The 26,022-nt window shown below is 60.7% G+C and carries 31 protein-coding genes and 1 pseudogene; 15 read left to right on the top strand and 17 right to left on the bottom strand.

The features are described 5' to 3' along the window. Positions 1-4 precede the first annotated feature (4 nt). Entirely contained in the window at positions 5-385 is a 381-nt protein-coding gene (locus BM017_RS24860) for a lysozyme inhibitor LprI family protein (protein ID WP_071489170.1), read from the bottom strand. 247 nt (positions 386-632) lie between these two features. Here BM017_RS24860 and BM017_RS24855 point away from each other — a divergent pair, with 247 nt between their 5' ends. From BM017_RS24855 to BM017_RS24840, 4 genes are read left to right on the top strand one after another with little or no spacing between them, the layout of a single operon-like run. Further along, complete coding sequence (locus BM017_RS24855; RefSeq protein ID WP_256575684.1) at positions 633-1,982, top strand: GntT/GntP/DsdX family permease; 1,350 nt, start codon at positions 633-635, stop codon at positions 1,980-1,982. Between the two features lie 12 nt (positions 1,983-1,994). Continuing rightward, complete coding sequence (locus tag BM017_RS24850; protein WP_092249390.1) at positions 1,995-2,855, top strand: MurR/RpiR family transcriptional regulator; 861 nt, start codon at positions 1,995-1,997, stop codon at positions 2,853-2,855. 1 nt (position 2,856) lies between these two features. Next, positions 2,857-4,320: an N-acyl-D-amino-acid deacylase family protein gene (locus BM017_RS24845; protein WP_092249387.1), complete on the top strand. Its 1,464-nt coding sequence runs from the start codon at positions 2,857-2,859 to the stop codon at positions 4,318-4,320. A gap of 29 nt (positions 4,321-4,349) precedes the next feature. Next, positions 4,350-4,718, top strand: coding sequence for a glyoxalase superfamily protein (locus BM017_RS24840; protein WP_058425714.1), 369 nt, complete (start codon positions 4,350-4,352; stop codon positions 4,716-4,718). 327 nt (positions 4,719-5,045) lie between these two features. Here the strand turns inward: BM017_RS24840 and BM017_RS29745 are convergent, their stop codons facing one another. Next, positions 5,046-5,750 (bottom strand): methyl-accepting chemotaxis protein, encoded by a 705-nt coding sequence (locus tag BM017_RS29745; protein ID WP_371318427.1) that lies wholly within the window; start codon positions 5,748-5,750, stop codon positions 5,046-5,048. A gap of 198 nt (positions 5,751-5,948) precedes the next feature. Continuing rightward, positions 5,949-6,830: pseudogene (locus tag BM017_RS29740) on the bottom strand (methyl-accepting chemotaxis protein); the annotation flags it as partial. 400 nt (positions 6,831-7,230) lie between these two features. Between BM017_RS29740 and BM017_RS24830 the strand changes: the two are divergent. Then, entirely contained in the window at positions 7,231-7,848 is a 618-nt protein-coding gene (locus BM017_RS24830) for a BamJ family beta-barrel-assembly machinery protein (RefSeq protein ID WP_003176055.1), read from the top strand. A 60-nt stretch (positions 7,849-7,908) separates the two neighbouring features. Here BM017_RS24830 and BM017_RS24825 read toward each other — a convergent pair whose 3' ends face one another. The 3 genes from BM017_RS24825 to BM017_RS24815 form a co-directional block, all read right to left on the bottom strand. Further along, positions 7,909-8,166: a PA4570 family protein gene (locus BM017_RS24825; protein WP_056858344.1), complete on the bottom strand. Its 258-nt coding sequence runs from the start codon at positions 8,164-8,166 to the stop codon at positions 7,909-7,911. 161 nt (positions 8,167-8,327) lie between these two features. Further along, complete coding sequence (locus BM017_RS24820) at positions 8,328-8,669, bottom strand: zinc ribbon domain-containing protein YjdM (protein ID WP_024077373.1); 342 nt, start codon at positions 8,667-8,669, stop codon at positions 8,328-8,330. A gap of 114 nt (positions 8,670-8,783) precedes the next feature. After that, a complete protein-coding gene (locus BM017_RS24815; RefSeq protein ID WP_058425717.1) occupies positions 8,784-9,752 on the bottom strand; it encodes a polyprenyl synthetase family protein in 969 nt (322 codons plus the stop codon). A gap of 239 nt (positions 9,753-9,991) precedes the next feature. Between BM017_RS24815 and rplU the strand changes: the two genes are divergently transcribed. The 7 genes from rplU (at position 9,992) to BM017_RS24780 (ending at position 15,577) form a co-directional block, all read left to right on the top strand. Next, a complete protein-coding gene (gene rplU / locus BM017_RS24810) occupies positions 9,992-10,306 on the top strand; it encodes a 50S ribosomal protein L21 (protein ID WP_007950961.1) in 315 nt (104 codons plus the stop codon). Positions 10,307-10,340: 34 nt separating this feature from the next. Continuing rightward, positions 10,341-10,598 (top strand): 50S ribosomal protein L27, encoded by a 258-nt coding sequence (rpmA, locus tag BM017_RS24805; protein WP_003176049.1) that lies wholly within the window; start codon positions 10,341-10,343, stop codon positions 10,596-10,598. A gap of 193 nt (positions 10,599-10,791) precedes the next feature. Continuing rightward, positions 10,792-12,015, top strand: a complete 1,224-nt coding sequence (cgtA, locus tag BM017_RS24800; RefSeq protein ID WP_010206489.1) for an Obg family GTPase CgtA — start codon at positions 10,792-10,794, stop codon at positions 12,013-12,015. A gap of 111 nt (positions 12,016-12,126) precedes the next feature. Then, positions 12,127-13,245 (top strand): glutamate 5-kinase, encoded by a 1,119-nt coding sequence (proB, locus tag BM017_RS24795; RefSeq protein WP_003176047.1) that lies wholly within the window; start codon positions 12,127-12,129, stop codon positions 13,243-13,245. Between the two features lie 15 nt (positions 13,246-13,260). Further along, complete coding sequence (locus BM017_RS24790; protein ID WP_015885841.1) at positions 13,261-13,725, top strand: CreA family protein; 465 nt, start codon at positions 13,261-13,263, stop codon at positions 13,723-13,725. Between the two features lie 101 nt (positions 13,726-13,826). After that, on the top strand, positions 13,827-14,309 hold the full coding sequence (locus tag BM017_RS24785) for a glutathione peroxidase (protein ID WP_071489177.1): 483 nt from the start codon (positions 13,827-13,829) through the stop codon (positions 14,307-14,309). Positions 14,310-14,473: 164 nt separating this feature from the next. Then, positions 14,474-15,577 carry an NADH:flavin oxidoreductase gene (locus tag BM017_RS24780; protein ID WP_092249381.1) on the top strand — a complete coding sequence of 368 codons (1,104 nt, stop codon included), beginning with the start codon at positions 14,474-14,476 and terminating at the stop codon, positions 15,575-15,577. A 335-nt stretch (positions 15,578-15,912) separates the two neighbouring features. Here BM017_RS24780 and BM017_RS24770 read toward each other — a convergent pair whose 3' ends face one another. Then, positions 15,913-17,091 carry a glycosyltransferase family 4 protein gene (locus tag BM017_RS24770; RefSeq protein ID WP_092249375.1) on the bottom strand — a complete coding sequence of 393 codons (1,179 nt, stop codon included), beginning with the start codon at positions 17,089-17,091 and terminating at the stop codon, positions 15,913-15,915. 54 nt (positions 17,092-17,145) lie between these two features. Beyond that, positions 17,146-17,913 (bottom strand): sulfate transporter CysZ, encoded by a 768-nt coding sequence (cysZ, locus tag BM017_RS24765; RefSeq protein ID WP_092249372.1) that lies wholly within the window; start codon positions 17,911-17,913, stop codon positions 17,146-17,148. Between the two features lie 282 nt (positions 17,914-18,195). On the opposite strand from cysZ, the gene trxB reads away from it, so the two are divergent. Further along, a complete protein-coding gene (gene trxB / locus BM017_RS24755) occupies positions 18,196-19,158 on the top strand; it encodes a thioredoxin-disulfide reductase (protein WP_003176041.1) in 963 nt (320 codons plus the stop codon). A 63-nt stretch (positions 19,159-19,221) separates the two neighbouring features. Here the strand turns inward: trxB and BM017_RS24750 are convergent, their stop codons facing one another. The 6 genes from BM017_RS24750 to BM017_RS24725 are packed head-to-tail and all read right to left on the bottom strand — an operon-like array spanning position 19,222 to position 22,159. Then, on the bottom strand, positions 19,222-19,563 hold the full coding sequence (locus tag BM017_RS24750) for a HopJ type III effector protein (protein WP_071489183.1): 342 nt from the start codon (positions 19,561-19,563) through the stop codon (positions 19,222-19,224). Continuing rightward, positions 19,556-19,852: a DUF1244 domain-containing protein gene (locus BM017_RS24745; RefSeq protein WP_092249369.1), complete on the bottom strand. Its 297-nt coding sequence runs from the start codon at positions 19,850-19,852 to the stop codon at positions 19,556-19,558. The genes BM017_RS24750 and BM017_RS24745 overlap by 8 nt, the downstream gene beginning before the upstream one ends. A gap of 23 nt (positions 19,853-19,875) precedes the next feature. Continuing rightward, entirely contained in the window at positions 19,876-20,247 is a 372-nt protein-coding gene (folX, locus tag BM017_RS24740; protein ID WP_003194073.1) for a dihydroneopterin triphosphate 2'-epimerase, read from the bottom strand. A gap of 2 nt (positions 20,248-20,249) precedes the next feature. Continuing rightward, complete coding sequence (gene folE / locus BM017_RS24735; protein WP_024077360.1) at positions 20,250-20,810, bottom strand: GTP cyclohydrolase I FolE; 561 nt, start codon at positions 20,808-20,810, stop codon at positions 20,250-20,252. Positions 20,811-20,830: 20 nt separating this feature from the next. After that, positions 20,831-21,541 carry a dihydromonapterin reductase gene (gene folM / locus BM017_RS24730; protein WP_092249366.1) on the bottom strand — a complete coding sequence of 237 codons (711 nt, stop codon included), beginning with the start codon at positions 21,539-21,541 and terminating at the stop codon, positions 20,831-20,833. A 57-nt stretch (positions 21,542-21,598) separates the two neighbouring features. After that, on the bottom strand, positions 21,599-22,159 hold the full coding sequence (locus BM017_RS24725; RefSeq protein ID WP_092249363.1) for an antibiotic biosynthesis monooxygenase: 561 nt from the start codon (positions 22,157-22,159) through the stop codon (positions 21,599-21,601). A 217-nt stretch (positions 22,160-22,376) separates the two neighbouring features. Here BM017_RS24725 and BM017_RS24720 point away from each other — a divergent pair, with 217 nt between their 5' ends. Continuing rightward, the gene (locus BM017_RS24720) at positions 22,377-23,327 is read left to right on the top strand and encodes a MerR family transcriptional regulator (protein ID WP_071489187.1); all 951 of its coding nucleotides are present in this window, start codon (positions 22,377-22,379) and stop codon (positions 23,325-23,327) included. A 4-nt stretch (positions 23,328-23,331) separates the two neighbouring features. On the opposite strand, the gene BM017_RS24715 is transcribed toward BM017_RS24720, so the two are convergent. Together BM017_RS24715 and BM017_RS24710 are read right to left on the bottom strand one after the other, a co-directional pair. Further along, on the bottom strand, positions 23,332-23,937 hold the full coding sequence (locus BM017_RS24715) for a hypothetical protein (protein WP_071489188.1): 606 nt from the start codon (positions 23,935-23,937) through the stop codon (positions 23,332-23,334). Between the two features lie 63 nt (positions 23,938-24,000). Continuing rightward, positions 24,001-24,468, bottom strand: a complete 468-nt coding sequence (locus tag BM017_RS24710) for a PAS domain-containing protein (protein ID WP_071489189.1) — start codon at positions 24,466-24,468, stop codon at positions 24,001-24,003. Between the two features lie 133 nt (positions 24,469-24,601). Between BM017_RS24710 and BM017_RS24705 the strand changes: the two genes are divergently transcribed. Further along, entirely contained in the window at positions 24,602-25,057 is a 456-nt protein-coding gene (locus BM017_RS24705) for a flavodoxin (protein ID WP_092249360.1), read from the top strand. On the opposite strand, the gene BM017_RS24700 is transcribed toward BM017_RS24705, so the two are convergent. Next, positions 25,038-25,934 carry a LysR family transcriptional regulator gene (locus tag BM017_RS24700; protein WP_092249357.1) on the bottom strand — a complete coding sequence of 299 codons (897 nt, stop codon included), beginning with the start codon at positions 25,932-25,934 and terminating at the stop codon, positions 25,038-25,040. The two genes, BM017_RS24705 and BM017_RS24700, sit on opposite strands and share 20 nt — an antisense overlap. Positions 25,935-26,022 lie beyond the last annotated feature (88 nt).

The following is a 26,022-nucleotide window of genomic DNA, read 5'->3' as shown; positions in this document are numbered from 1 at the left end:
GTGATCAAGGCCCGACCAGGTCTTCCAGCTCCTGGGCACGGGTCTGGGTCATGTCGAGTATGCAGCCGGAACCGTTGACCTGGTCGATGGTGCCGCCGGTGGCGGAACCGGCGAAGGCGCAATTGGCGTCACGGTACTTTATCCACAGGCGTTGCACGTCTTGCAGTTGCTGCTTGCGCGGGCCTTCCTGGGCGGCGAGGGCGGTCTTGTAGGCGCGGTTCAGGCGGGTGTCCTGCACCTTGGCTTCCTTGGTATTGCACGTGACCATGTCGGCGGTCGTGTTGGCGCTGTCCATGCACTTCTTCAGCGCTGGGTTGTCGGCGGCAGAAGCGGTGCCGCTGAGGGCGAGGAGCAGGGCGCCGGCGGCGAGGGATGTGCGAATCATGGTCGGTTTCCTGGTCATGAAGGGTTGCGCATTCTATGACTCAACGGCAGCGTTCGAGTTTCCGGCATCCTCTGATCTTCATGTAAGAACACCCCTCGAATTTTCATTCACCCCTGTCGGGCATATCCCAACGCGACAGCGCTTATCTGTGGGCGAAAGTTATTTTCATAAAAATTGAAAATACTCCTCGGTAATGATTTATGAGTTTCACAACCAATTCGACGTGACCCTTTCCGAGGAGTACCGCATGGCTGCATCACCGGGCTTCGGGCTATTGGCATACGCTGCCATTGCCATCATTGCTTTGATCGTGCTGATTGCACGTTACCGACTCAACCCGTTTATCGTCATCACCCTGGTGTCCATCGGCCTGGCGCTGATGGCCGGGATGCCGGCGGACACCATCATGGGGTCCTACGAAGCGGGCGTAGGCAAGACCCTTGGGCATATCGCCCTGGTGGTGGCGCTGGGCACCATGCTCGGCAAGATGATGGCCGAGTCCGGCGGTGCCGAGCAGGTGGCGCGCACACTGATCAGCCGTTTTGGCGAGCGCAACGCGCACTGGGCCATGGTGTGCATCGCGTTCCTGGTGGGGCTGCCGCTGTTTTTCGAGGTGGGTTTTGTGTTGCTGGTGCCGATTGCCTTTACCGTGGCGCGGCGGGTGGGCGTGTCCATCCTGATGGTGGGTTTGCCGATGGTCGCCGGCCTGTCGGTGGTGCATGCCCTGGTGCCGCCGCACCCGGCGGCGATGATGGCGGTGCTGGCGTATAACGCGTCGGTGGGGCAGACCGTGCTCTACGCCATCCTGATCGGTATCCCGACGGCAATCATCGCAGGGCCCGTCTACGCCAAATTCATCGTGCCGCGTATTCACCTGCCGGCGGAAAATACGCTGGAGCGCCAGTTCATCGAGCGTGAACCGCGTACCCGCTTGCCCAGCTTTACCCTGACCATGGGCACTATCCTGTTGCCGGTAGTGTTGATGATGATCGGTGGCTGGGCCAACGTGATTTCCACACCGGGCACCGGTTTCAATCAGTTCCTGCTGTTCATCGGCAACTCGGTGATCGCGCTGCTGGTGGCGACGTTGGTGAGCTTCTGGACCTTGGGTATCGCACAGGGCTTCAACCGCGAATCGATCCTCAAGTTCACCAATGAATGCCTGGCGCCGACCGCCAGCATCACCTTGCTGGTGGGCGCGGGCGGCGGGTTGAACCGCATCCTGGTGGACGCAGGTGTGACCCACGAAATTCTCGGCCTGGCCCATGCCTTTCACCTGTCGCCGTTGGTGATGGGTTGGCTGTTCGCCGCGCTGATGCGAATTGCCACGGGCTCGGCCACCGTCGCCATGACCACCGCATCCGGTGTTGTCGCGCCGGTCGCCCTGGGCCTGGGTTATCCACACCCTGAACTACTGGTGCTGGCCACCGGTGCGGGTTCGGTGATCTTTTCCCATGTTAACGACGGCGGCTTCTGGCTGATCAAGGAATACTTCAATATGACGGTGATCCAGACCTTCAAGACCTGGACCGTGTTGGAGACTTTGATTTCCCTGGTCGCCTTCGGTCTGACCTATGGTCTGTCCTGCATCTTGTAACCCGGAGAGCCCATGGACATCCTCTACCAGATCCGCGCCCGCCAGGACGCCTTCAGCGCCGGCGAAGGGCGTATCGCCAAGCTGATGCTCGATGACGTGGGGTTTGCCGCATCGGCCAGCCTGGAAGCATTGTCGCAACGGGCCGAGGTCAGCACGGCCACCTTGTCGCGGTTTGCGCGCAGTGTGGGGTGCCGGGATTTACGTGACTTGCGCCTCCAGTTGGCCCAGGCCAGCGGCGTCGGCAGTCGCTTCCTCGATCCGGCGGGGTTGCCGGAGCAGTCGGCGTTTCATCGGCAGATCCTGGGGGATATCGAGGCGACGTTGCGTCAGCATCTCTCCGGTTTCAATCAGGCCAGTTTCGTCGATGCGGTGAGCCTGCTGGGCAAGGCGCGGATGATCCATGCGTTTGGCATGGGCGGGCCGTCGAGCCTGTGCAGCGATGAGTTGCAGGTGCGCCTGGTGCGCCTGGGCTATCCGATTGCGGCCTGCCACGACCCGGTGATGATGCGGGTCACGGCGGCGACGCTGGGGCCTGAGCATGCGTTGATTGTGTGTTCCTTGACTGGCCTCACCCCCGAACTGCTGGACGTGGTGGAGCTGGCGCGCAATTACGACGCGCGCATCGTCGCCATCACCCTGGCCGACTCGCCCTTGGCCCAATTGGCCGATGTGCTGCTGCCGCTGCAGCCGGCCGAAACCAGTTTTATCTACAAGCCCACCGCTGCCCGCTACGGCATGCTGCTGGCCATCGACCTGCTCGCCACCGAGCTGGCCCTGGTCTCGCCGGACGACAACCAGGAACGCCTGCGCCGGATCAAGCTGGCCCTGGACGATTATCGCGGCGGCCCTGACAGCCTGCCGCTTGGAGACTGATATGAAGTACGACACGCTGATACGCCAGGCATTGATCATCGATGGCAGCAACACCCCAGGCTATGTGGCTGATGTTGGGGTGCGTGACGGGCGCATCGAGGCGATTGGCGATTTGTCGACGGCTGTGGCCGAACATGAAGTCGAAGCTGCGGGCCGTGTGCTGGCGCCGGGTTTTATCGACGTGCACACCCACGATGACACGGTGGTGATCCGCCATCCGCAGATGCTGCCCAAGCTTAGCCAGGGTGTAACGACGGTGATCGTCGGTAACTGTGGCATCAGCGCGTCGCCGGTGACGTTGCGCGGTGATCCGCCCGATCCGATGAACCTGCTGGGCAGCGCTTCGGCGTTTGTGTACCCGCGTTTCAGTGACTATCGAGCGGCGGTCGAACAGGCTCACCCGGCGGTCAACGTTGCCGCACTGATCGGTCACACGGCACTGCGCAGCAATCATATGCAAGACCTGCATCGCAGCGCTTCAGCGGATGAAATCGCTGCCATGCGCATGCAACTGCAAGAGAGCCTCGAAGCCGGCGCCCTGGGGTTATCCACAGGCCTGGCCTACGCCAGCGCGTTCAATGCCGAGACCGATGAGGTGCTGCAACTCAGTGAAGCATTGACGGATTTTGGCGCGGTGTACACCACCCATTTGCGCAGTGAATTCGAGCCGGTGCTGGAGGCGATGGATGAGGCGTTTTTGATCGGTCGGCATGCCCAGGCCCCGGTGATCATTTCCCATCTCAAATGTGCCGGCGCCGGGAATTGGGGGCGCAGTCCGCAACTGTTGGCATCGCTGGAGCGGGCGGCGAAAACCCACCCGGTAGGCTGTGATTGTTATCCCTATGCCGCGAGTTCTTCGACCCTGGATCTCAAGCAGGTGACTGACGCGTTTCGCATCACCATCACCTGGTCGACGCCTTACCCGGAGATGGGCGGGCGCGACCTGCAGGATATCGCCGCTGAGTGGGATGTTTCGCTGATGGACGCAGCGCGTCGCCTGCAACCGGCGGGGGCGGTGTATTACGGAATGGATGAAGCGGATGTGCGACGCATCCTGGCGCATCCGCTGTCGATGGTCGGTTCGGATGGGCTGCCGGAAGATCCGTTCCCGCATCCGCGTTTGTGGGGCGCATTTCCAAGGGTGCTGGGGCATTTCAGCCGGGATGTCGGGTTGTTCCCGTTGCACACCGCCGTGCACAAAATGACCGGCTTGTCGGCGGCGCGATTTGGTTTGGCCGAGCGCGGTGAAATCCGCGAAGGGCACTGGGCCGACCTGGTGCTGTTCGACCCGTTGCGCGTGCGCGATGTGGCAGACTTCAAGCAACCGCAGCGGGCGGCGGAAGGCATTGATGGGGTGTGGGTCAACGGTGTATTGAGCTACAGCGACGGGCAGGCGAACGGTCAGCGGCCGGGTCGTTTCCTGGCGCGCAGTGGGGATTTGCGTCGGGGATTTTCGTCTCTATAGTGGGCGCTCTTATGAACGGAGCGATTGCCATGCACTTAGGAAAAGTCACCCCCATCCTGCGGATTTTCGACGAGGCCAAGGCGTTGGAGTTCTACGTCGACTTTTTGGGGTTCAAGGTGGATTGGCAGCATCGTTTCGAGGCGAATTTTCCGTTGTACCTGCAGGTATCGCTGGGTGAATGCGTGTTGCATTTGACTGAGCACCATGGCGATGCGTCGCCGGGCGCGGCGGTGCGGATTCAGGCACAAGGGGTGGACGCGTATCAGCAGCAGTTGGTTGGCAAGGATTACCGGTATGCCAAGCCAGGGGTTGAGGAAACGCCTTGGGGATCGCGGGAGATGAGCATCAAGGATCCGTTTGGGAATCGGCTGGTGTTTGTTGAGGAAGGCGAGGGCTGAGGGGTAAATCGCGGGCAATAAAAAACCGCCTTGGTAGGGCGGTTTTTTTTGCAACACCAGTTAGTGGCTGGGGTTGCTCTCTCAAAGGACGCAACCGACTCGCGTCCGAAGGCTCACGTGTTCCGGTAAGTGTGCTGGAGGTAAGGCCCAACTCACGGAGGGCCGAGTATGTCTAGGTTTGCCTGTGGCGAGGGAGCTTGCTCCCGTTGGGCTGCGTAGCAGCCCCAAGCATTCACTGCGCTCTCAACTTCAAATCTGCATCAACTTGATCAGGGCCGCTTCGCGCCCCAACGGGAGCAAGCTCCCTCGCCACAGGGACTGCGGTTCTTAAACCCGGAAGTGGCTGACCATCTGCTGCAATTGGCTACCCAACCGCGCCAGTTCCACACTCGACTTGGCCGTCTCGTCACTCGCCGTAGCGGTCTGCTCCGACACATCACGCACATTCACGATGCTACGGCTGATCTCTTCAGCCACGGCGCTTTGCTGCTCGGCGGCGGCGGCGATCTGCTGGTTCATCGACTGGATATTCGACACCGTACGGGTGATGTTTTCCAGCGACACACCCGCCTTGCGGGTCAGCTCGACACTGCTGTCGGTGAGGCTGCGGCTGTTGTTCATCACATTGGCCACTTGCTGGGTGCCGTTCTGCAAACCGGCGACCAGGCCTTCGATTTCTTCGGTGGATTTTTGCGTGCGCTGGGCCAGGCCACGTACTTCATCGGCCACCACGGCAAAACCACGCCCGGCTTCACCGGCACGCGCTGCTTCGATCGCCGCGTTGAGGGCCAGCAGGTTTGTTTGCTCGGCCACGGCCTTGATCACGTCCATCACACTGCCGATCTTGTTGCTCTCTTGCTGCAGGTGGGTCATGGCGTCGGTGGAGCGCGCGACTTCGGCGGCCAGGCGTTCGATCTGGGCGATGGCCTCGGCGACCACCTTGTCGCCGGCACGGGCTTGACCATCGGCGTCGGCAGCGGCGAGGGAGGCTTGTTCGGCGTTACGCGCGACTTCCTGCACGGTGGCGGTCATTTCGTGCATCGCCGTGGCAACCTGGTCGGTCTCGATTTTCTGGCTGTTCACGCCAGCGCTGGTCTGCTCGGTCACGGCCGACAGCTCTTCGGCGGCGCTGGCGATCTGGGTCACGCCGTCGCGGATGCCGCTGATCAATTCGCGCAGGGTGGTGCCCATGCGCTGGATGCCTTGTTGCAGCACGCCCAGCTCATCGCGACGGGTAATCTGGATATTGTGGCTCAGGTCGCCGGAAGCGATACGTTCCACCACTGCCAGGGTTTCCTGGATCGGGCGCGTGATCTGGCGCGTGATAACCAGCGCGGCAATCACGCCGACCAGCAGGGCCAGCAAGGTGCTGATCAATTGCAGGCTGCGGGCCTGGGCGCTTTCGGCGTCGCGACGGTTCAGCTGAATGTCGTACAGCTTGTCGCTGATGGTCACGATATCGGCGCCTTGGGTGGTCATTTCGGCCCGGGCGGTGACGATGTTGGCATTGGCCGCCTTGTAGTTCTGCACGGCAGTGCGGTAGGCGCCCAGAGCGGTTTCCAGCGAGGTCAGTGCGTTCTGTTGGCTGCTACCGAAAGCGGCGCTGAGGTCTTTCAAGCCGGCGATGGTTTTTTCAATCTGTGCGGCGGCACGGGCTTCGGTGTCCGGGTTGACGTTGCCGGTGTAACCGCGCACTTCGTAACGCGCCAATTGGAATTGCAGCTTGGCGTCGGCCACGGCCTGGAACTGGGCCAGGTGCTCCGCACTGTCAGGCATTTGCTTGACGCTGCTCTCCAGCGCATTGATCTGGGCGTTGGCGATGTCGGCTTTGTCGCCCATCACCTGGCGAGAGGCATTGCCGTTACGGTAGGCCTCGCGCATTTTGGTCAGCGACTGTTGGTAAGCGGTGATGATCGCTTTCTGCTCGTTGAGCAGCTTGAGGTTTTCCGGGCTCTTGAAGCTGTCGAGCAGTTTCTGTTGCTGGGCAGCAAAGGCATCCAGGTTGGTCTGTACGTTCTGGGCCACGGCCTCGTCGCCGTTGGCGAGCATGTATTGCAGGCGCACGATGCGCAGCTTGGTCAGGGACGCGTTGAGCTGGGTGATGTCGCTCATCCAGTTGCTGCGGTCGATCAGGCCGCCCAGGCTGGTCCAGCCGGTGAGGGCCAGGATCGAGGTGAGGACCAGCACCAGGCCGAAGCCCAGGCCGAGTTTGAGGTTGACGCTGATGTTACCGAACCAGCTGTTCATCGAATGCTCCGCAAAAGTGATGTCTGTCTGCTGGGCGGTGTTGTTGTTTGAGCCAGCCAAGATGTGTAGGGCTGTATCGGCGGACGAGTTGGAATCTGAAACTTTTTATTCGTGCATCAATGGGTAACCCCCCCTGACCGACCAACGCAAGCCCGCAGGCATGAGGCGCGGGGTTCATCGTGCATACCGGTTTTATGCTAGTCTGCGGGCCCTTTTAGTTTTGGATGGCGCAGGAAACTGTGTCGCCCTACAGCGGAGCCTCTTCATGTCCGAAGTTAATCTGTCCACCGACGAAACCCGCGTCAGCTACGGTATCGGCCGTCAGTTGGGCGACCAACTGCGCGACAACCCGCCACCGGGCGTAAGCCTGGATGCAATCCTGGCCGGCCTGACCGACGCTTTCGCCGGCAAGCCAAGCCGTGTTGACCAGGAGCAAATGGCTGCCAGCTTCAAGGTGATCCGCGAAATCATGCAGGCCGAAGCCGCTGCCAAGGCTGAAGCTGCGGCGGGTGCCGGCCTGGCGTTCCTGGCTGAAAACGCCAAGCGTGATGGCATCACCACCCTGGCTTCCGGTCTGCAATTCGAAGTGCTGACCGCCGGTGATGGCGCCAAGCCGACCCGTGAAGACCAAGTGCGTACTCACTACCACGGCACCCTGATCGACGGCACTGTGTTCGACAGTTCCTACGAGCGCGGCCAGCCTGCAGAATTCCCGGTGGGCGGCGTGATCGCCGGCTGGACCGAAGCCCTGCAACTGATGAATGCCGGCAGCAAATGGCGTCTGTACGTGCCGAGCGAACTGGCTTACGGCGCTCAAGGCGTTGGCAGCATCCCGCCGCACAGCGTTCTGGTGTTCGACGTCGAGCTGCTCGACGTTCTGTAAGGCCTGCTGATTACCTGTGGGAGCGAGCCTGCTCGTCCCCACAGTGTTTTGCGGTTGTGCTCATGGATGGAACTTGCCATTGAGCTCCGTGGCCGGGCGCAACGCTCGGGCATAGCAGAACAGAAACAGATTGCGCACCACCTCCTTCAACACCCCAGGTTCACTGGAACTCAGGCCATTGACGTCCAGGTCGCCCTGATCCTGCAGTTCACTCAACGCTTCTTCTTCCAGTACCGCACAGACTTCACCGGTTTCCCGATGCAGGATCCGCAGGTAAGGGTGTGGGCGGTCCAGCCAGGCATCTATCAAATAAGTCATGGGTCGCATCTCCTTGATGGGTTTCAATGAGAATAATTCTTATTCGTAGAATAGCAAGTGCCTATTGGCGATTTCCGGGTTTTTCTGTGTGGATATTGCGAGAGGTCAACGCAGAGGGCGAAACGCCATCCCGCGGCGGGCGCGGGATGGATACAGCGGGTTCAGACTTTACGCACGAACTCGGACTTGAGCTTCATCGGGCCGATGCCGTCGATCTTGCAGTCGATATCGTGGTCGCCGTCACACAGGCGGATGTTCTTGACCTTGGTACCGACCTTGACTACCAGGGAGGTGCCCTTGACCTTGAGGTCCTTGATCACGGTGATGGTGTCGCCGTCCTGCAGGACGTTGCCTACAGAGTCTTTCTTCACGGTTTCATCGCCGGCCGCTTCGGCCTCGCCAGTGGCGGACCACTCATGGGCGCATTCCGGGCAGATCAGCTGGGCGCCATCTTCGTAGGTGTATTCGGAATTGCATTTCGGGCAGGGTGGCAACGTGCTCACTAAAGCTCCTTGAAAGTCAGGATGGCTAAAAGTCGCACATTATATAGGGATTTGTGGTCTTACAGGTTGTATGAAATCTAAATGTGGGAGGAGCGCCTCCCACATGGGCCCGCATCAATGGGTACGGGCGACCGCAAACTCACTCAGTTCAACCAGGGCGTCCCGGTATTCGCTGGCTGGCAGGGCTTCCAGGCACTGAATGGCTCGGGCCACGAAATCACGCGCCAGCTGCGCGGTGTAGTCCAGGGAACCCGACGCTTCGACAGCGGCGCGGATGGCTTCCAGATCTTCGATCCCGCCTTTCTGGATCGCCTTGCGCACCAGGGCGGCCTGTTCCGGCGTGCCTTCGCGCATGGTGTAGATCAGTGGCAGGGTCGGCTTGCCCTCGGCCAGGTCATCACCGACGTTCTTGCCCAGGGTTTCGGCGTCGCCACGGTAGTCGAGCAGGTCGTCCACCAATTGGAACGCCACGCCCAGGTGATCGCCAAAGGTGCGCAGCGCTTCGGCCTGTTCGGCGGTGGCGTTGCACAAGGCTGCGGCGCTGTGGGTGGAGGCTTCGAAGAGCATCGCGGTCTTGCCGCGAATCACTTCCATGTAGGTTTCTTCGGTGGTGCTCGCGTCGCGGACCTTCGACAGTTGCAACACTTCGCCTTCGGCGATGATGCGTGTGGCCTGTGAAAGAATCTTCATCACCGGCATCGAGCCGAGTTCAACCATCATTTCGAACGAGCGCGAGTACAGGAAGTCGCCCACCAATACGCTGGGGGCGTTGCCCCACATGGCATTGGCGGTCTCACGGCCACGGCGCATGCCGGACATGTCGACCACGTCGTCATGCAGCAGGGTGGCGGTGTGCAGGAACTCGATGGTGGCTGCCAGCAGGCGCAGGTCATCGCCTTCACGGCCCAGGGCCTTGCCGCACAGCAACACTAATAAAGGACGCAGGCGCTTACCGCCCGCCGACGTAATATAGTCGCCAATTTTGGAGACCAGCGGCACTTTAGAAGTCAGCTGCTTCTTGATGATGCCGTCGACGGCGCTAAAATCGTCCGCGACCGCGCGGTAGAAAGCTTGGGGTTGCATCAGCGACAGTCGCTCCAGAAGGGTTGCGCGGCATGCTAGGACCCAGGCCCCCGGGTGTCAAGGCGCGATGGACGGCCACTTGCAACACCCCTTTACCTTGCGTACAATCGCGCACCCTGAACTTCCTGGGCAGCACCTGCCTTACGCAATTGCATTCGGGACGTCCATCCCATGCAGCCATGCCAGCCAATACCTCTTCTTATAAAGCGCTGGGTGAGCAGGATTATCGGAGAAATACCATGTCGTACGCAGTAATTGTTACTGGTGGCAAGCAATACAAAGTCGCCCCAGGTGAATACCTGAAGATCGAAAAACTGGAAGTCGCTACCGGCGAATCCGTTACTTTTGATCGCGTTCTGTTGGTCGCCAATGGCGATGACGTGAACATCGGCGCTCCAGTTGTTGCTGGCGCTACCGTTGTGGCTGAAGTGATCTCCCAAGGTCGTCACGATAAAGTCCGCATCATCAAGTTCCGTCGTCGTAAGCACCACATGAAGCGTATGGGCCACCGCCAGTGGTACACCGAGATCAAAATCACCGGTATTCAGGCTTAATTTCAGCCTAATTCCTCACTAGGAGAATTGACTCATGGCACACAAAAAAGCTGGTGGTAGTACCCGTAACGGTCGCGACTCAGAAGCCAAACGCCTTGGCGTTAAGATGTATGGCGGCCAGAAAATCATTCCGGGCAACATCATCGTGCGTCAGCGCGGCACCCAATTCCACGCCGGTTACGGTGTAGGCATGGGTAAAGATCACACCCTCTTCGCGAAAATCGAAGGCGTGATCAAGTTTGAAGTAAAAGGCGCGTTCAACCGCCGTTACGTGAGCGTTGTCGCAGCTTAATTGCGAGATCGCTGGAAAAGCCCTGTCTTGCGACGGGGCTTTTTCGTTTGTGGGGTGAGTCTCTTGCAAAGCTGTTTGTAATGGGCTCAAGCGCTGGTTTTGCGGTCGCTGGTTGAGGTCGCTGCGCTCATTTTTGCAAGAGTCTTATGTCTTGGTTTCTTAAGCTCGTCCAAGCGGCGAGAGGCGTTTTGTTATGAAGTTCGTTGATGAAGTTTCCATCCGAGTAAAAGCAGGCGACGGCGGTAACGGTTGCATGAGTTTCCGTCGCGAAAAATTCATCGAAAATGGTGGCCCCAACGGCGGTGACGGCGGTGACGGCGGTTCCATCTACATGATGGCCGACGAAAACCTCAACACCCTGGTCGACTACCGTTACACCCGGCACTTCGATGCCGAGCGTGGCTCCAACGGCGGCAGCACCGACTGCACCGGTAAAAAAGGCGAAGACCTGGTACTGCGCGTACCGGTCGGCACCACGATCATCGACTCTGCGACCCAGGAAGTGATTGGCGACCTGACCAAGGCTGGCCAGAAGCTGATGGTAGTGCAGGGCGGCTGGCACGGTCTGGGTAACACCCGATTCAAGTCCAGTACCAACCGTGCACCGCGCCAGACCACGCCAGGCAAGCCGGGCGAGCAGCGTGACCTCAAGCTGGAAATGAAGGTGCTCGCCGACGTGGGCCTGCTGGGCCTGCCGAACGCCGGTAAAAGTACCTTCATCCGTTCGGTCTCGGCCGCCAAGCCGAAAGTCGCCGACTACCCGTTCACTACTCTGGTGCCGAACCTGGGCGTGGTCAGCGTCGACCGTTGGAAAAGCTTCGTGATCGCCGACATTCCCGGTCTGATCGAAGGTGCCTCCGATGGCGCAGGCCTGGGCATCCGCTTCCTCAAGCACTTGTCGCGTACCCGTTTGCTGTTGCACCTCGTGGACATGGCGCCGCTGGATGACACCAGTGCACCGGACGCCGCCGAAGTGATCGTCAGCGAACTGACCAAGTTCAGCCCGTCCCTGGCCGAGCGTGATCGTTGGCTGGTGCTGAACAAGTGCGACCAGATTCTCGAAGAAGAGCACGAAGAGCGCGTCAAGGAAATCGTCGATCGCCTGGAGTGGGAAGGTCCGGTCTACGTGATCTCGGCCATTGCCAAAGAAGGCACCGAGCGCCTGACTCGCGACATCATGCGTTATCTCGAAGACCGTGCCGACCGCCTGGCGGCCGACCCGGTATTCAAGGCAGAGCTGGCCGAACTCGACCAGCGCATCGAAGACGAGGCACGTGCTCAGCTGCAGGCTCTGGACGACCAGCGTGCCCTGCGCCGCAGCGGCGTGAAGTCGGTCCATGACATCGGCGACGACGATTGGGACGAAGAAGACGTGGATGATGAAGACGGTCCTGAAATCATTTACGTGCGCGACTGATTCGTTGCGATAAACTTGAACGCCGCTCCTTATAGAGCGGCGTTTTAGTATCCGGGTTTAACGTTATGGGCCGCGCTGGGTCGCGCAGCCCTCAATCTAAGGTTGAAGATGATGCGGAGCAAAGTGACAGGTGCGCAGCGCTGGGTCGTAAAGATCGGCAGTGCGTTGCTGACGGCGGATGGCAAGGGGCTGGATCGCGCGGCCATGAGCGTCTGGGTCGAGCAGATGGTGGCCTTGCATGAGGCCGGCGTAGAGTTGGTGCTGGTGTCGTCCGGGGCGGTTGCCGCCGGGATGAGCCGCCTCGGCTGGACCGCGCGACCCAGCGCGATGCACGAACTGCAAGCCGCCGCCGCCATCGGCCAGATGGGCCTGGTGCAAGCCTGGGAATCCAGCTTTGCCGAGCACGGTCGCCATACGGCGCAGATCCTGCTGACCCACGACGACCTGTCCGACCGCAAGCGCTACCTCAATGCCCGCAGCACCCTGCGCGCGCTGGTGGAACTCAAGGTCATCCCGGTGATCAACGAGAACGACACGGTGGTCACCGACGAAATCCGCTTCGGCGACAATGACACCCTGGCCGCCCTGGTGGCCAACCTGGTGGAAGCCGACCTTTTGGTGATCCTCACCGACCGCGACGGCATGTTCGACGCCGACCCGCGTAACAACCCCGACGCCCAGTTGATCTACGAAGCCCGTGCCGATGATCCGGCGCTGGACGCCGTGGCCGGCAGCGTTGGCGGCGCCCTGGGCCGTGGCGGCATGCAGACCAAGCTGCGGGCTGCACGCCTGGCGGCACGTTCCGGTGCGCACACCATCATCGTCGGTGGGCGCATCGAACGTGTGCTGGATCGCCTCAAGGCCGGTGAGCGCATCGGGACGCTGCTGTCGCCGGAACGCGGCATGCTCGCGGCGCGCAAACAGTGGCTGGCCGGTCATCTGCAAACCCGTGGCACCCTGGTGCTGGACGATGGCGCTGTGTCGGCGCTGTCCCAAGGCAACAAGAGCCTGCTGCCGGTGGGCGTCAAGTTGGTGCAGGGCAGCTTCCGCCGTGGCGAGATGGTGGTGTGCGTCGCGCCGGACGGTCGCGAGATCGCCCGGGGCCTGGCCAACTACAGCGCGCTGGAAGCCCAGAAAATTATTGGACAATCCTCCGATGCGATTGTCGGACTCTTGGGTTACATGGCCGAACCGGAACTGGTTCACCGCGATAACCTGATCCTGGTTTAACCAAAGGAATACACCATGCGTGTCATGAAGGGATTGCTCGGCCTGCTGCTGGCCATGCCGTTGCTGGCCTCGGCCGAGGAAATCGGCCAGGTGTCGACGGTGTTCAAGTTTGTCGGGCCCAACGACCGGATCGTCGTCGAAGCCTTTGACGACCCCAAGGTCGACGGCGTGACCTGCTACCTGTCCCGTGCCAAGACCGGCGGCGTGAAAGGCGGCCTGGGCCTGGCCGAAGATCGCGCCGAAGCCTCGATCGCCTGCCGCCAGGTGGGGCCGATCCGCTTCAAGGGCGAGCTCAAGGACGGCGACGAAGTGTTCAAGGAGCGCACTTCCCTGGTGTTCAAGACCATGCAGGTGGTGCGCTTCCTCGACAAGAAGCGCAACACTCTGGTGTACCTGGTCTACAGCGACCGCCTGATCGAAGGCAGCCCGCAGAACGCCGTGACGGCGATTCCGATTTTGCCCTGGCCGACCGCTCAGTAACCTGCAGGCGAGTTTTGCAATCGGCGTCTATGATTGCAGGCTTGCGGGCTGTAATCTCAAAGCGCCGCAATGTGAAGAACATGGGATATCTGGAGTTCGTCATGAGTGCTTTCCACGACCTGAAACTCAAAGCTTTGGACGGACAAGAGCTGCCGCTGGCGCCCTTCAAGGGGCAAGTGGTGCTGGTGGTCAACGTGGCCTCCAAATGTGGCTTGACCCCGCAATATGCGGCACTGGAAAACCTCTACCAGCAATACAAGGACCAGGGGTTTACCGTGCTTGGCCTGCCGTGCAATCAATTTGCTGGCCAGGAGCCAGGGACAGAAGAAGAGATCCAGGAGTTCTGCAGCCTGAACTACGGGGTGACCTTCCCGTTGGGCAGCAAACTTGAGGTCAATGGTCCTGACCGTCACCAGTTGTACCGCCTGCTGGCGGGCGAGGGCGCTGAGTTTCCTGGGGATATCACCTGGAACTTCGAAAAATTCCTGCTGGGCAAGGATGGGCGAGTGCTCGCGCGCTTTTCCCCACGCACTGCACCGGATGACCCGACAATTGTCCAGGCCATCGAAAAAGCCCTCAGCTAAGCGCTGCAGTTGTAATGAGCGGGCTTGTCCCGCGCTGGGCTGCGAAGCAGCCCCGACCGGCCATCACTTTTACCCCTTAATCACCCAGATCAATAGTGCTACCCAGCACGTCGCACTCCTCATATTATCCACATCATAAATCCCGTCTTCCGTGGAGTGCCCCCATGCCTGTCCAAGCCTTGTTCAAACCGTTCCAGCTCGGCGCATTGCAACTGTCGACCCGCGTCGTCATGGCGCCGATGACCCGCTCGTTCTCGCCGGGTGGCGTGCCCAACTCCAAAGTGATTGAGTACTACCGCCGCCGCGCCGCTGCCGGTGTGGGGCTGATCATCACCGAAGGCACCGTGGTCGGCCATCAGGCCTCCAACGGTTACCCCAATGTCCCGCACTTCTACGGTGAAGCCGCCCTGGCCGGCTGGAAAAAAGTGGTCGACGCGGTACACGCCGAAGGCGGCAAGATCGTCCCGCAACTGTGGCATGTAGGCAGCGTGCGCCGTATCGGCACTGAACCTGACGCGAGCGTACCGGCCTACGGCCCGATGGAGAAACTCAAGGATGGCAACGTGGTCGTGCATGGCATGACCCAGCAAGACATCAAGGACGTGATCAACGCCTTCGCCCAAGCCGCCAGGGATGCGCAGCGCATCGGCATGGATGGCGTGGAGATCCACGGCGCCCACGGCTATCTGGTCGATCAGTTCTTCTGGGAAGGCAGCAACCAGCGCACCGACGAATACGGTGGCAGCCTGGCCAACCGCTCGCGCTTTGCCATCGAGCTGATCCAGGCTACCCGTGCTGCCGTCGGCCCGGAATTTCCGATCATCTTCCGCTTCTCCCAATGGAAGCAGCAGGACTACACCGCGCGTCTGGTGCAAACTCCCGAGGCGCTGGGCGAGTTTCTCAAGCCGTTGTCTGAAGCGGGCGTGGATATTTTCCACTGCTCCACTCGGCGTTTCTGGGAGCCGGAATTCGAAGGGTCCGACCTGAACCTGGCTGGCTGGACCCGCCAGCTCACCGGCAAGCCGACCATCACCGTGGGTAGCGTCGGCCTGGATGGTGAGTTCCTGCAGTTCATGGTCAATACCGACAAGGTCGCGCAACCGGCCAGTCTGGAAAAACTGCTGGAGCGTTTGAATAACGACGAGTTTGACCTGGTCGCCGTGGGCCGTGCCCTGTTGGTGGACCCGGATTGGGCGTTGAAGGTGCGCGAAGGTCGCGAGGGCGACATCCTGCCGTTCAGTCGTGAGGCGTTGATGACGCTGGTGTGAGTGGCTGGGCTCCCTGTGATTACACAGGGAGCTTTATGCCGTCGGGCAGTTAGTACTGCGGCCCCTTGTACAGTTCTTTTGTGTGATCGGTTCTGTTCGGGTCTTTATGCCCCGGTTGGCCGTAGGCACGAGGTTCTGCCCGAGATTTATCCATCCATTGTTGCTGGCGCGCCCATTCGGCGTTTGGCATGTTGACGCCATTACGTACACCCATTCCGTAAGCTGACATGTACCGTACCTCCATTATTGAAAGCCCTGCTCAGATAGCAGGTATCAATAATTGGTGTGCAGCATTAAGCAGTTCCTGATTTAAATATCAGGAAAGACATATTGATTCATCGCACATAAGGCTGTGTAGGAAGCGCGAGACTTTCATCACATGCACCGCGTAACTGATGCTCAAACTGCTCAATAATCGCCGGCCAGCCCTGGCGGCTCGCATGCTGGCGTGCATTCAGACGCATGCGGCGCAGGCTTTCAGCGTCCTCCAGCAGCCAATTGGCGGCCTCGCAAAACGCGTTCTCGTCTCCGGGCATCGCCAGCACGCCGTTGTAGCCGTGGCGGATATGCTGGCTTGCAGCGGCCTGGTCATAAGCCACCACCCCCAATCCTGATGCCATGGCTTCCAACACCACGTTGCCGAATGTTTCGGTGAGGCTGGGGAAGAGGAACACATCGCCCGATGCGTAATGCCGCGCCAGTTCCTCTCCGCGCAAGGTGCCGCAGAAAATCGCCTCCGGCAATTCCTTCTCCAGCGTCGCCCGCTGCGGGCCATCACCCACGATGATGAGTTTCATCTGGCGCAGTGGATAGGTGTCCTGCAAGGTCTCGAAGCAGCGCTTGAGCAACCCCAGGTTTTTCTCCTGCGCCAGTCTGCCCACATAGAGCACGGCGGTTTGCTCACTGTTCAATGCCCAACTGTCCCGCAGCGCATTGTCGCGTTTGGCGGGATGGAACAGTTGGCTGTCCACTCCGCGCGACAACATCCCCAGACGTTCGAAATGCCGGCGCTCCAGCTCCAGGCGCTGGCTGGCGCTGGGTACCAGGGTCAGGGTCGAGCGGTTATGAAACCAGCGCAGATAGTGCGTGACCATCCGGCTCAGCATGCTCAAGCCGTACTGGTTCGAGTACTGCTGGAAGTTGGTGTGAAAGCCGCTGACCACACTGATCCCCAGGCGACGCGCGGCACGCAGGGCAGACAAGCCCAGGGGCCCTTCCGTGGCGATGTACAGCACGTCCGGACGCTGACGGGTCCAGCGCCGCAGCAACTTGTGCATCGACGACTGCCCCCACTGCAGGCCCGGATATCCCGGCAGCGGCCAGCCACGGCATAGCAATAACGCGTCGTCGCTGGGGCGGCTCTGGTCGACGCCCTGGCGCGGTCGTACCAGTTCGACTTGATGGCCACGCGCCCGCAAACCCTCGCACAGGCGACCAAGGGTATTGGCCACCCCGTTGATCTCTGGCGGGAAGGTTTCGGTGATGAGGGTGATGTGAAGCGAAGCTGTCGTCATGACCCACAGTGTCTCCGTGGGGCATGTCGTCATTGTGTCATCGAGATGATGGATTTATGACTGGGTCACTTTTTGCTGCGCCGCCATCGCCTCGGCCCCTTGTTCGCGTACCCAGAACAGCGTCGCCCCGGCTACTGCCGCCGGCATCATCAGCAGGTTGACCACCGGCACCAGCAACATCAGGTAAACAATCCCGCCGAAGCTCATGCTCTGCCAGCGTTTCTGGCGCAGCCAGGCGAGCATTTCGTTCCAGCCCAGCTTGTGGTTGTCGGCCGGGTAGTCGATGTACTGGATCGCCATCATCCACACGCCAAACAGCAACCACAGCGGTGCGGCGACCAGATTGACCACCGGGATGAAAGACAGGATAAACAGGCCGATGGCCCGTGGCAGGAAGTAGCCCAGCTTGCGCATCTCCCGGGCGAGGGTGCGCGGTACCATCGCGATCAGCTCGCCCCAACTGAAGGCTGGGAAGTCATCGGTGCCGCGCACCACCACTTCAACCTTCTCCGAGAGAAAGCCGTTGAAGGGGGCGGCGATGATGTTGGCGAGCATGGTGAAGGTGAAAAATACCATCAACACCACCAGCACCACGAACAATGGCCAGAGCAGGTAGTTCAGGAAACCCAGCCAGCTCGGCAGCGTCGGCATCAGGTGGTCGACCCACAGGCTGAACTGATGACCGGCAAAATAGATCAAGCCGACGAACAGCACCAGGTTGATCGCCAGTGGCAGCAGCACAAACAGACGCAGGCCTGGGCTCAACACCAGTTTGAGGCCTTCGCGCAGGTATTGCGGGCCGGAAAGAGCAGGGGCGGGCATGGGGAACTCCGAGCAAAAGGGCGAACGCGCCGACCTTACCGGCTTTACATCGCAGGCGAAAGCCGCGACATCAGCCGTAACAAACCTGTCGATCAGTCGGGCCAACTACATAGTGACCGTCTATGAGCTGGATTGTTATTCCGTATTTCCTTAATCTTGCCCCCCTCGATACGCTGCACCCATTATTTTCAGGGCCTGCGAGTTCAAGCCTTCCCCAAGTGCTTCGTGGTCCCTTTTTTATTCCAGCCGCCTTGTAGTCCGGGCGGTCGATAGGAGTGAGTCATGTCTGATACCCGTCATTCGCGAGTGATTATTCTCGGTTCCGGCCCTGCCGGTTACAGCGCCGCTGTCTACGCTGCCCGGGCCAACCTCAAGCCGCTGCTGATCACCGGCATGCAGGCGGGCGGTCAATTGACCACCACCACCGAAGTCGACAACTGGCCGGGCGACGTCCACGGCCTGACCGGCCCGGTGCTGATGGAGCGCATGAAAGAACACGCCGAACGCTTTGAAACCGAGATCGTGTTTGATCACATCAACAAGGTCGACTTTTCCAAGAAGCCTTACAGCCTGACCGGCGACAGCGGCGTATACACCTGTGACGCACTGATCATCGCTACTGGCGCCAGCGCTCGTTACCTGGGCCTGCCGTCGGAAGAAGCGTTCATGGGCAAGGGCGTTTCCGCCTGCGCGACCTGCGACGGTTTCTTCTACCGCAACAAACCGGTCGCCGTGGTCGGTGGTGGCAACACCGCCGTGGAAGAGGCGCTGTACCTGGCCAACATCGCCAGCACCGTGACCCTGGTCCACCGCCGCGAGACCTTCCGCGCCGAGAAGATCCTGATCGACAAGCTGCATGCCCGTGTCGCCGAAGGCAAGATCATCCTCAAGCTCAACGCCACCCTGGACGAAGTCCTGGGCGACAACATGGGCGTGACCGGTGCCCGCCTGAAGAACAACGATGGCAGCTTCGACGAGCTGAAAGTCGACGGCGTGTTCATCGCCATCGGCCACACCCCGAACACCTCGCTGTTCGAAGGTGTGCTGGAAGCCAAAGACGGCTACCTGGTGGTGCAGGGCGGCCGTGAAGGCAATGCCACCGCGACCAACATTGAAGGTATCTTCGCCGCCGGTGACGTGGCCGACCACGTCTACCGCCAGGCCATCACCTCCGCCGGCGCCGGTTGCATGGCGGCACTGGATGCCGAGCGTTACCTCGACGGCCTGCAGAACGCTTCGTTCTAACCAACGCCGCACAACAAATGTGGGAGGGGGCAAGCCCCTCCCACATTTTGTTTCAGGTCTGGCTCAGGATTTTCGAGTCAGAGGTTGGGCGGTGAACTTCACACCGGCCAAGCCGTTTGCGATCAATGCACGGATATTGCCGTGGTCACTCCCCTCAGGCGTCGCCACCACCGAACGGTAATGCTCACCAAACGCCAGCAGCGCTTCCTGCTCGCTCAGCCCTTCCAGCACTGCCAGGCCCAGCGTCTTGCACGACCCTTCGTTCTGCCCGGCGGCATTCTCTACCGCGCCATTGGTGAACGCCTGTGGCTGGTACTCGTAACCGGCAGCGACAAACGCCAGGGTATCGGCAAAAACGTGTTCGCCGCTGTTGAGGCTGGCGCGCAGGGTATTCAAATCATTCATGGGGTTTTCCTTTGGCGAACGCCGCCTGTTGATCGGCGCTGGCTTCTTTCTGGTATTGGGTTTTCCACTCGGCGTACGGCATGCCGTACACCACTTCACGGGCGGCATCCAGGCTCAGCTCGATCTGGCGCGTGTCGGCCTCGGCCTTGTACCACTTCGACAAGCAATTGCGGCAGAAACCGGCGAGGTTCATCAGGTCGATGTTCTGCACATCCTTGCGGCTGTCCAGATGCGCCACCAGCCGGCGGAAGGCGGCGGCTTCGAGTTCGAGGCGTTGTTGGTCGTTCATAAGGTTCACGCAAATCTCAGGGGTTAACGGCTGGCCGCCAGGGTAATCGAAACCGACTCGGCAAAACGCAACGCATGGGGCTTGTCCACTTCCACTTCGGCGTACAGCACCGACTCATTGCTCATCACCAGGTCCAGCAACTCCTGGGTCAGACGCTCCAGCAGGGCAAAACGATTGCCTTCGACATGGGCGATGATCGCCTTGGTGATGGTGCGGTAGTTCAGCGCGTGGTCGATGTCGTTGTCGCGCACGGCTTCCTGGGCGGCGTACAGGATGGTCAGGTTGATCAGCACATCCTGCTTGTTGAGGATTTCGTCCTCGTTGATGCCGATGAAGGTGCGCAGGCACAGGTCCTTGACCCGGATGCGCGCCATGCCTGGTTGAAGTTGTGGCATTGCTACTTGCTCCGTCCGATCAGTTGCAGGAACTCCATGCGCGTGGTGTTCGACTCGCGGAACGCGCCGAGCATCACCGAGGTGTTCATGGTTGAATTCTGTTTTTCCACACCGCGCATCATCATGCACATGTGCTTGGCTTCGATGACCACGGCCACGCCGGCGGCCTGGGTCACTTCCTGGATGGCGTCGGCGATTTGCCGTGTGAGGTTTTCCTGGATCTGCAGGCGGCGGGCGAACATGTCGACGATGCGCGCCAGCTTCGACAGGCCCAGCACCTTGCCGGTCGGGATATAGGCGACGTGGGCCTTGCCGATAAAGGGCAGCAGGTGGTGCTCGCATAGCGAGTACAACTCGATGTCCTTGAGGATCACCATCTCGTCATTGTCAGAGGCAAACAGCGCGCCGTTGACGATTTCTTCCAGGTTCTGCTCGTAGCCATGACACAGGTATTGCATGGCCTTGGCGGCACGCTTGGGGGTATCGAGCAGGCCTTCGCGCTCGGGGTCTTCGCCCAAGCCCTTGAGGATCTCGCGGTAATGGTGGGGCAGGGATAAGGTCATACAACATCCTCAAAAGCGGCTTACTTGATATGCCGCCCGCCGTTGACGGTCAGGGTGGTACCGGTGACATAAGGGTTATCCAGCAGGTAACGCACGCTCTGGTAGATCACCTCGGGCCCGGGCTCGATGCCCAGTGCGGACTTGGCCAGTACCTTGGCGCGGTAGGCGTCGTCGTCGCCGTCGTTGAACATCACCATCGCCGGGGCGATGCCGTTGACCTTGATCGACGGCGCCAATTGCGCGGCAAACGACAACGTCAGGCTGTCGAGCCCGGCCTTGGTGGCGCAATAGGCGATGTGCTGGCGGCTGCCCTTGCGCACCACGTCGTCGCTGATGTGCACGATGTCGGCCGGTGTCGAGCGTTGCAGCAAGGGTGAACAATGCAGGTTGATCAGGTACGGCGCAAGCATGTGCACGCTGAACATGTCGGTAAACGCGCGACTTTCGTCGTCGGGGGATTCCGCTATCCAGGCCGAGGCGTTATGGATAACCGCACGCAGGCTCTGGGTATGGGTGTTCAGCTCAGCGATAAACGCCAGGATACCGGCCTCGCTGGAGAAGTCGGCAAACACTGCGATCGCCCCACGCTCGCGCAAGGCCTGCACGCCGGGCCGTTCGCTGCGGTAGCTGAAAATCACCGGGTGGCCGTCGTCCAGCAAACGCTGGGCGCAATGCAGGCCGACACGCTGGCCGGCGCCGGTGATCAGGATCGGGGCGTTCGTTGCAGTCATGGGAGGCTCGAGTCGCTGGCAGGTTGAAACTATACCAGCGACCGAGCACCCCTGTATTCACGCCGCGGCTTCGGTAGCCTTGCGCGGTGTAGGGGCAGGATGCAGCCAGTTTGCCAACAGGTGGGTCGACAGTGGGATGAACCAGTAGACCATCAGTGGCGTCAGCGCCATGGTACTGACCAGCACGCGCGGTGCCAGGTCCAGTTCGCTCAGCAGTGGGTTCAGGACAAAGTTGAACAGCAGCGACACCGGGAAAAACGCCAGCCAGATTGCTACAGCCTGCTTCCAGCGAGGTGGGCGCGCGCCCACGGCGCCGAACCAGCCATCGATGCCACGTACGCGATGCTCCGACGGGTCGGCAAACAAGTCGCTGCCACGGCTCAGCCACGCACTGCGCGACGCAGAAAACTCCCAGGCATGCAGGGTCTTCTCATCGGCAAAGCGGAAAATGATCTGGAATTCATCATCGTTGGGCGGCGGTGCCAGGACGCCTGAGCCCAGGTAGCCGGGAAAGTCCGTGGCCAATTGCTCGCCTTCGCGCAGCCAGGCCATCAGTTCTTCATAGCGACCCTTGGCCACGCGACGTGCAACCATCAGGGTGACGGGAGAGGTAGACATTGTGTATCTCCAAATAGTGGGCGCTCGTGACCGGGTAGGTACGACACCAGGTGCAACTGCGGGGTGATGCGGCTGCGCCTTGAAAAAGCAGGCAAGGATTATTCCTGTTTTGCTGAAATACGCCAGACACTTCTGTCGGTTCGCCTCGTGGCTTGAATCGTTCAACCGAATAAGCGTTAAATAGGATCCAAATCGACACGGATGTTCTTGACCTCTGATGCCCGAAACTATTGCTCCGCAGCGCGAAACGACCCTTGACCGCGTCGCTGTTTCCGATGATCTATTGCCGATTCGAGAAGTCGCTCGGCTGACGGGCGTCAACCCGGTCACCCTGCGTGCCTGGGAAAGACGCTACGGCCTCATCCAGCCGGTCCGCACCGAAAGTGGGCACCGGTTGTATTCGCGCACCGATATCGACACCGTGCACCGTATTCTCGACTGGATCGAACGTGGCGTCGCCGTGAGCAAAGTGGGCAGGCTGCTTGCGCGCGATGAGCGCATCGGCGAACCCGGCCTGGCTGGCGGGGACAGCGTGGAGCGGGCCCAATGGCACGGGCAACTGCGCAGTGCAATCAGCGCGTTCGATGATCGCCAGCTGGATCGGCTGTACGGGCAGATATTTTCCGCCTACCCGCTCGCCGTGGCGTTCCAGGATATTCTCATGCCGCTCTGGCAGGAACTGTTGCGTCATCAAGGCCGCTTCGGCGAGGCCAGCGAATGGCTGTTCTTCGATAATTTCCTGCGTTCGCGCACGGCGCAACGTCTGCAGGTGATAGCCGCTTCGCCGCTGCCACGGGTGCTGCTGGCGGCCATAGCCGGAGAATGTCGCGAGCTGGAATTGTTGGTCGCAGGCCTGCTGCTGACGGGGGAGAAATTCGCCGTGAAGCTACTGGGAGTAGGCCAGCCACTCGATGAGTTGACCCTGGTCTGTGAAAAGACCCAACCGCAAGCGCTGGTGCTGTTTTCCAACCGCGCCCCCGGCAGCGAACTGCCACTGCGGCTCAAACGCCTGGCGCTGACCCTGGATTGCCCGCTGCTGCTGGCCGGTGACGCCGCGGACTTCGCCCAGGAAAGCCTGCAAGGCTCGTCAATCGGCTGCCTGGGCAACGAAGCACGGTTGATGCAGCGCCGCTTGCTGCAATTCCTGAGCGGTAGCCTGGATACCTGATGTTTCAGGCGTGCACTTCGGGATGGACCAGGCGGTGCTGGTGCAGGATGAACTGGCGCAGGCGCTCGGTTTCATCGACGTCGTCCTGGCTGAGCCGGTAAGCGAACAGGCCGCGTGCGGTTTCCCGTTCGAACGTTCCACGCAGCGCAATGCGCTCATAGCCGGAAGGGCTGAACCACAGCGAAAAGGTTTTCGGTGGCTTGAGCCGGCCACGGATCTCCACCAGCACCCCTTTGAACGACACTTCATGCACCCACAACGCGCCCGTGCCGCCCTTGATATTCTCCAGGGCCACCGGCGTTTCGAGCGCCAGGCGCCACGGCCGGATCATCGGCCCATCCTCGAAAATACTCGGCACGCCCAGGCGCAGGTGCACGGCATGAAACTCATCTTCCACCAGGTGCAGCGGGAAGGTGAGTTGCTGATTGTCGAACTGTGCCTGGATGGTGACGTGATCGTGGGCCGCCAGGCGCGTGAGAAGATCGCGAATCTGCGCACCGCCGTTGACTGTCAGGCTCGATGACGCATCCCGCAGGTTCAATTGCGGGTTGTGCTGCATAGTCTGGATAAAATCCAGCTCGTCCTGGGTCAGGAGTGCATCGCGTTGCATGGGCTTGCTCAACGAATGTGGGAAGGCATTAAAACGCCATTATCCTCTTAATGACCGTTATTTCTAATCTTTGTTAGATCCACTGGTCGCCTTGAGTGCCGCCAGTTCGGCCTTGAGTTCGGCCACTTGCGCCTCCAGTTGAGCCACGCGCTGCTGGGCTTTGACCTGGACGCTCACATCTTTTTGCACGCCGACGCAATAAGTCTGTTTATCCGCCGGGTTGTAGACCGTCGACAGCGACAGCTCATTCCAGAAATGCGTGCCGTTCTTGCGGTAGTTGCGCAGGACTTCACGGCAGTGGGTGCCCGCGGCGAGGGCTTCGCGAATGGCGATCAGGGCGGGTTGGTCGCGGTCACCGGATTGCAGGAAGCGGCAATCCTGGTAGAGGATTTCGTCGCGGGTGTAGCCGGTCAGGCGCTCGAAGGCGGGATTGACGTAGATCAGTGGCAAGTCCTTGCCTTCCCGTTCAGCGATGACGATACCGTCATTCGAGGCGTCGATGACCATTTGCATCAAGTGAGCATTAATCATGCGGGGGATCCATCCATTTGGGTGCTGCAAGTCTAAGGCACCGCGCTCCATTTTCCACCCGGTATGGCGATTTTTGTAGCGGCGTTCAAGCTGTTAATATCCCACGCTTTCGCTCAACTACAGGATCAGATTGATGAAAGTCGCCATCCTTTCCGGCTCGGTCTACGGCACCGCTGAAGAAGTCGCTCGTCACGCTGCCGATATCCTCAACGCGGCCGGTTTCGAGGCCTGGCACAACCCTCGCGCCAGCCTGGCCGACGTGCAGGCGTTTGCGCCGGACGCATTTCTGGCGGTGACGTCCACCACCGGCATGGGCGAATTGCCCGACAATCTCCAACCCCTGTACTCGACGATTCGCGACCAACTGCCCGCCGCCTGGCGCGGGCTGCCCGGCGCGGTGATCGGCCTGGGAGACGCCAGCTATGGCGACACCTTCTGCGGCGGTGGCGAGCAGATGCGCGAGCTGTTTGGCGAACTGGGCGTGCGTGAAGTGCTGCCGATGCTGCGCCTGGATGCCAGCGAAAGTGTGACCCCGGAAGCCGACGCCGAGCCGTGGCTGGCTGAACTGGTCACTGCACTGCGCGCTTGACCGGAAACTCACGCAGCAACGCCAGCCAGGCCTGGGCGGCTTTCGACAGGTAGGCGCCCTCACGCCAGATAAAGGCAATGTCCCAGCGCAGGTAGTCGGGCGCCTTGAGCGTCAGGCGCACCACCCCGGGTCGCACCAGCCCACGGGCGACCACGCTGGGCAGCAGCACCACACCCTGGCCGGCGGCGACCAATGCGGCGAGGAAGTCCGCCTGGCCGCTGCGACCGATTTCCTTCGGCGTAAAACCCAACTGTTTACACGCCTGCAGCAGGCGGTCGTTGAGCACGAAGCTGCGCTGGTACATCAGGAACGGCGTGTCGGCGAGTTCCTCCAGGCGTACCTGGGCGTTTTCCGCCAGGGGATGATCAATCGGCAACAGCGCGTCCAGGGGCTCATCGCAGAACGCTTGCCAGGCAAACGCCGGGTCGCTGGGTCTGAGGCTGCCCCCCACTTCCAGTTCACCGCTCAGGATGGCTTGCTCGATATTGCGACTGCCGCCCTCCAGCAATTGGATGGTCACGTTCGGGTAACGCCGGCGGTATTCGGCGAACAGTCCGGCAAACAACGTATCCCCGGCCAATAACGGCAGGCCCAGGCGCAGTTCGCCTCGGGTCAACTGGTGCATATCGTCCAGCTCGCTGAGCAACTCGTTTTGCAGGCGCAGCATGGCTTCGGCGCGTTGCAGGACGACTCGGCCGGCGGCGGTCAGGCGGATCTGCGAGCCGATTCGGTCGAGCAGTGGCGTGCCCAGGCTCTGCTCCAATTGCGCAACCTGTTTGCTGACGGCGGACTGGCTGATATGCAGGGTTTTGCCGGCCTGGGTAAAGCCACCCCGGTGAACCACTTCGACGAAGCTGCGCAGCTGTTTGAATTCCATGTGCGAAATTCCAGTTTGGAATAACTGGCAGTCTAACAATTCGCTGTGGGGATGGTGCATGCCTCTTTAAAATGAAGGCCTGCGAGGA

This window comes from Pseudomonas sp. NFPP04, from assembly GCF_900113815.1.
GTDB classification, from domain to species: domain Bacteria; phylum Pseudomonadota; class Gammaproteobacteria; order Pseudomonadales; family Pseudomonadaceae; genus Aquipseudomonas; species Aquipseudomonas extremorientalis.
This window is presented reverse-complemented; position numbering and strand designations above follow the sequence as displayed.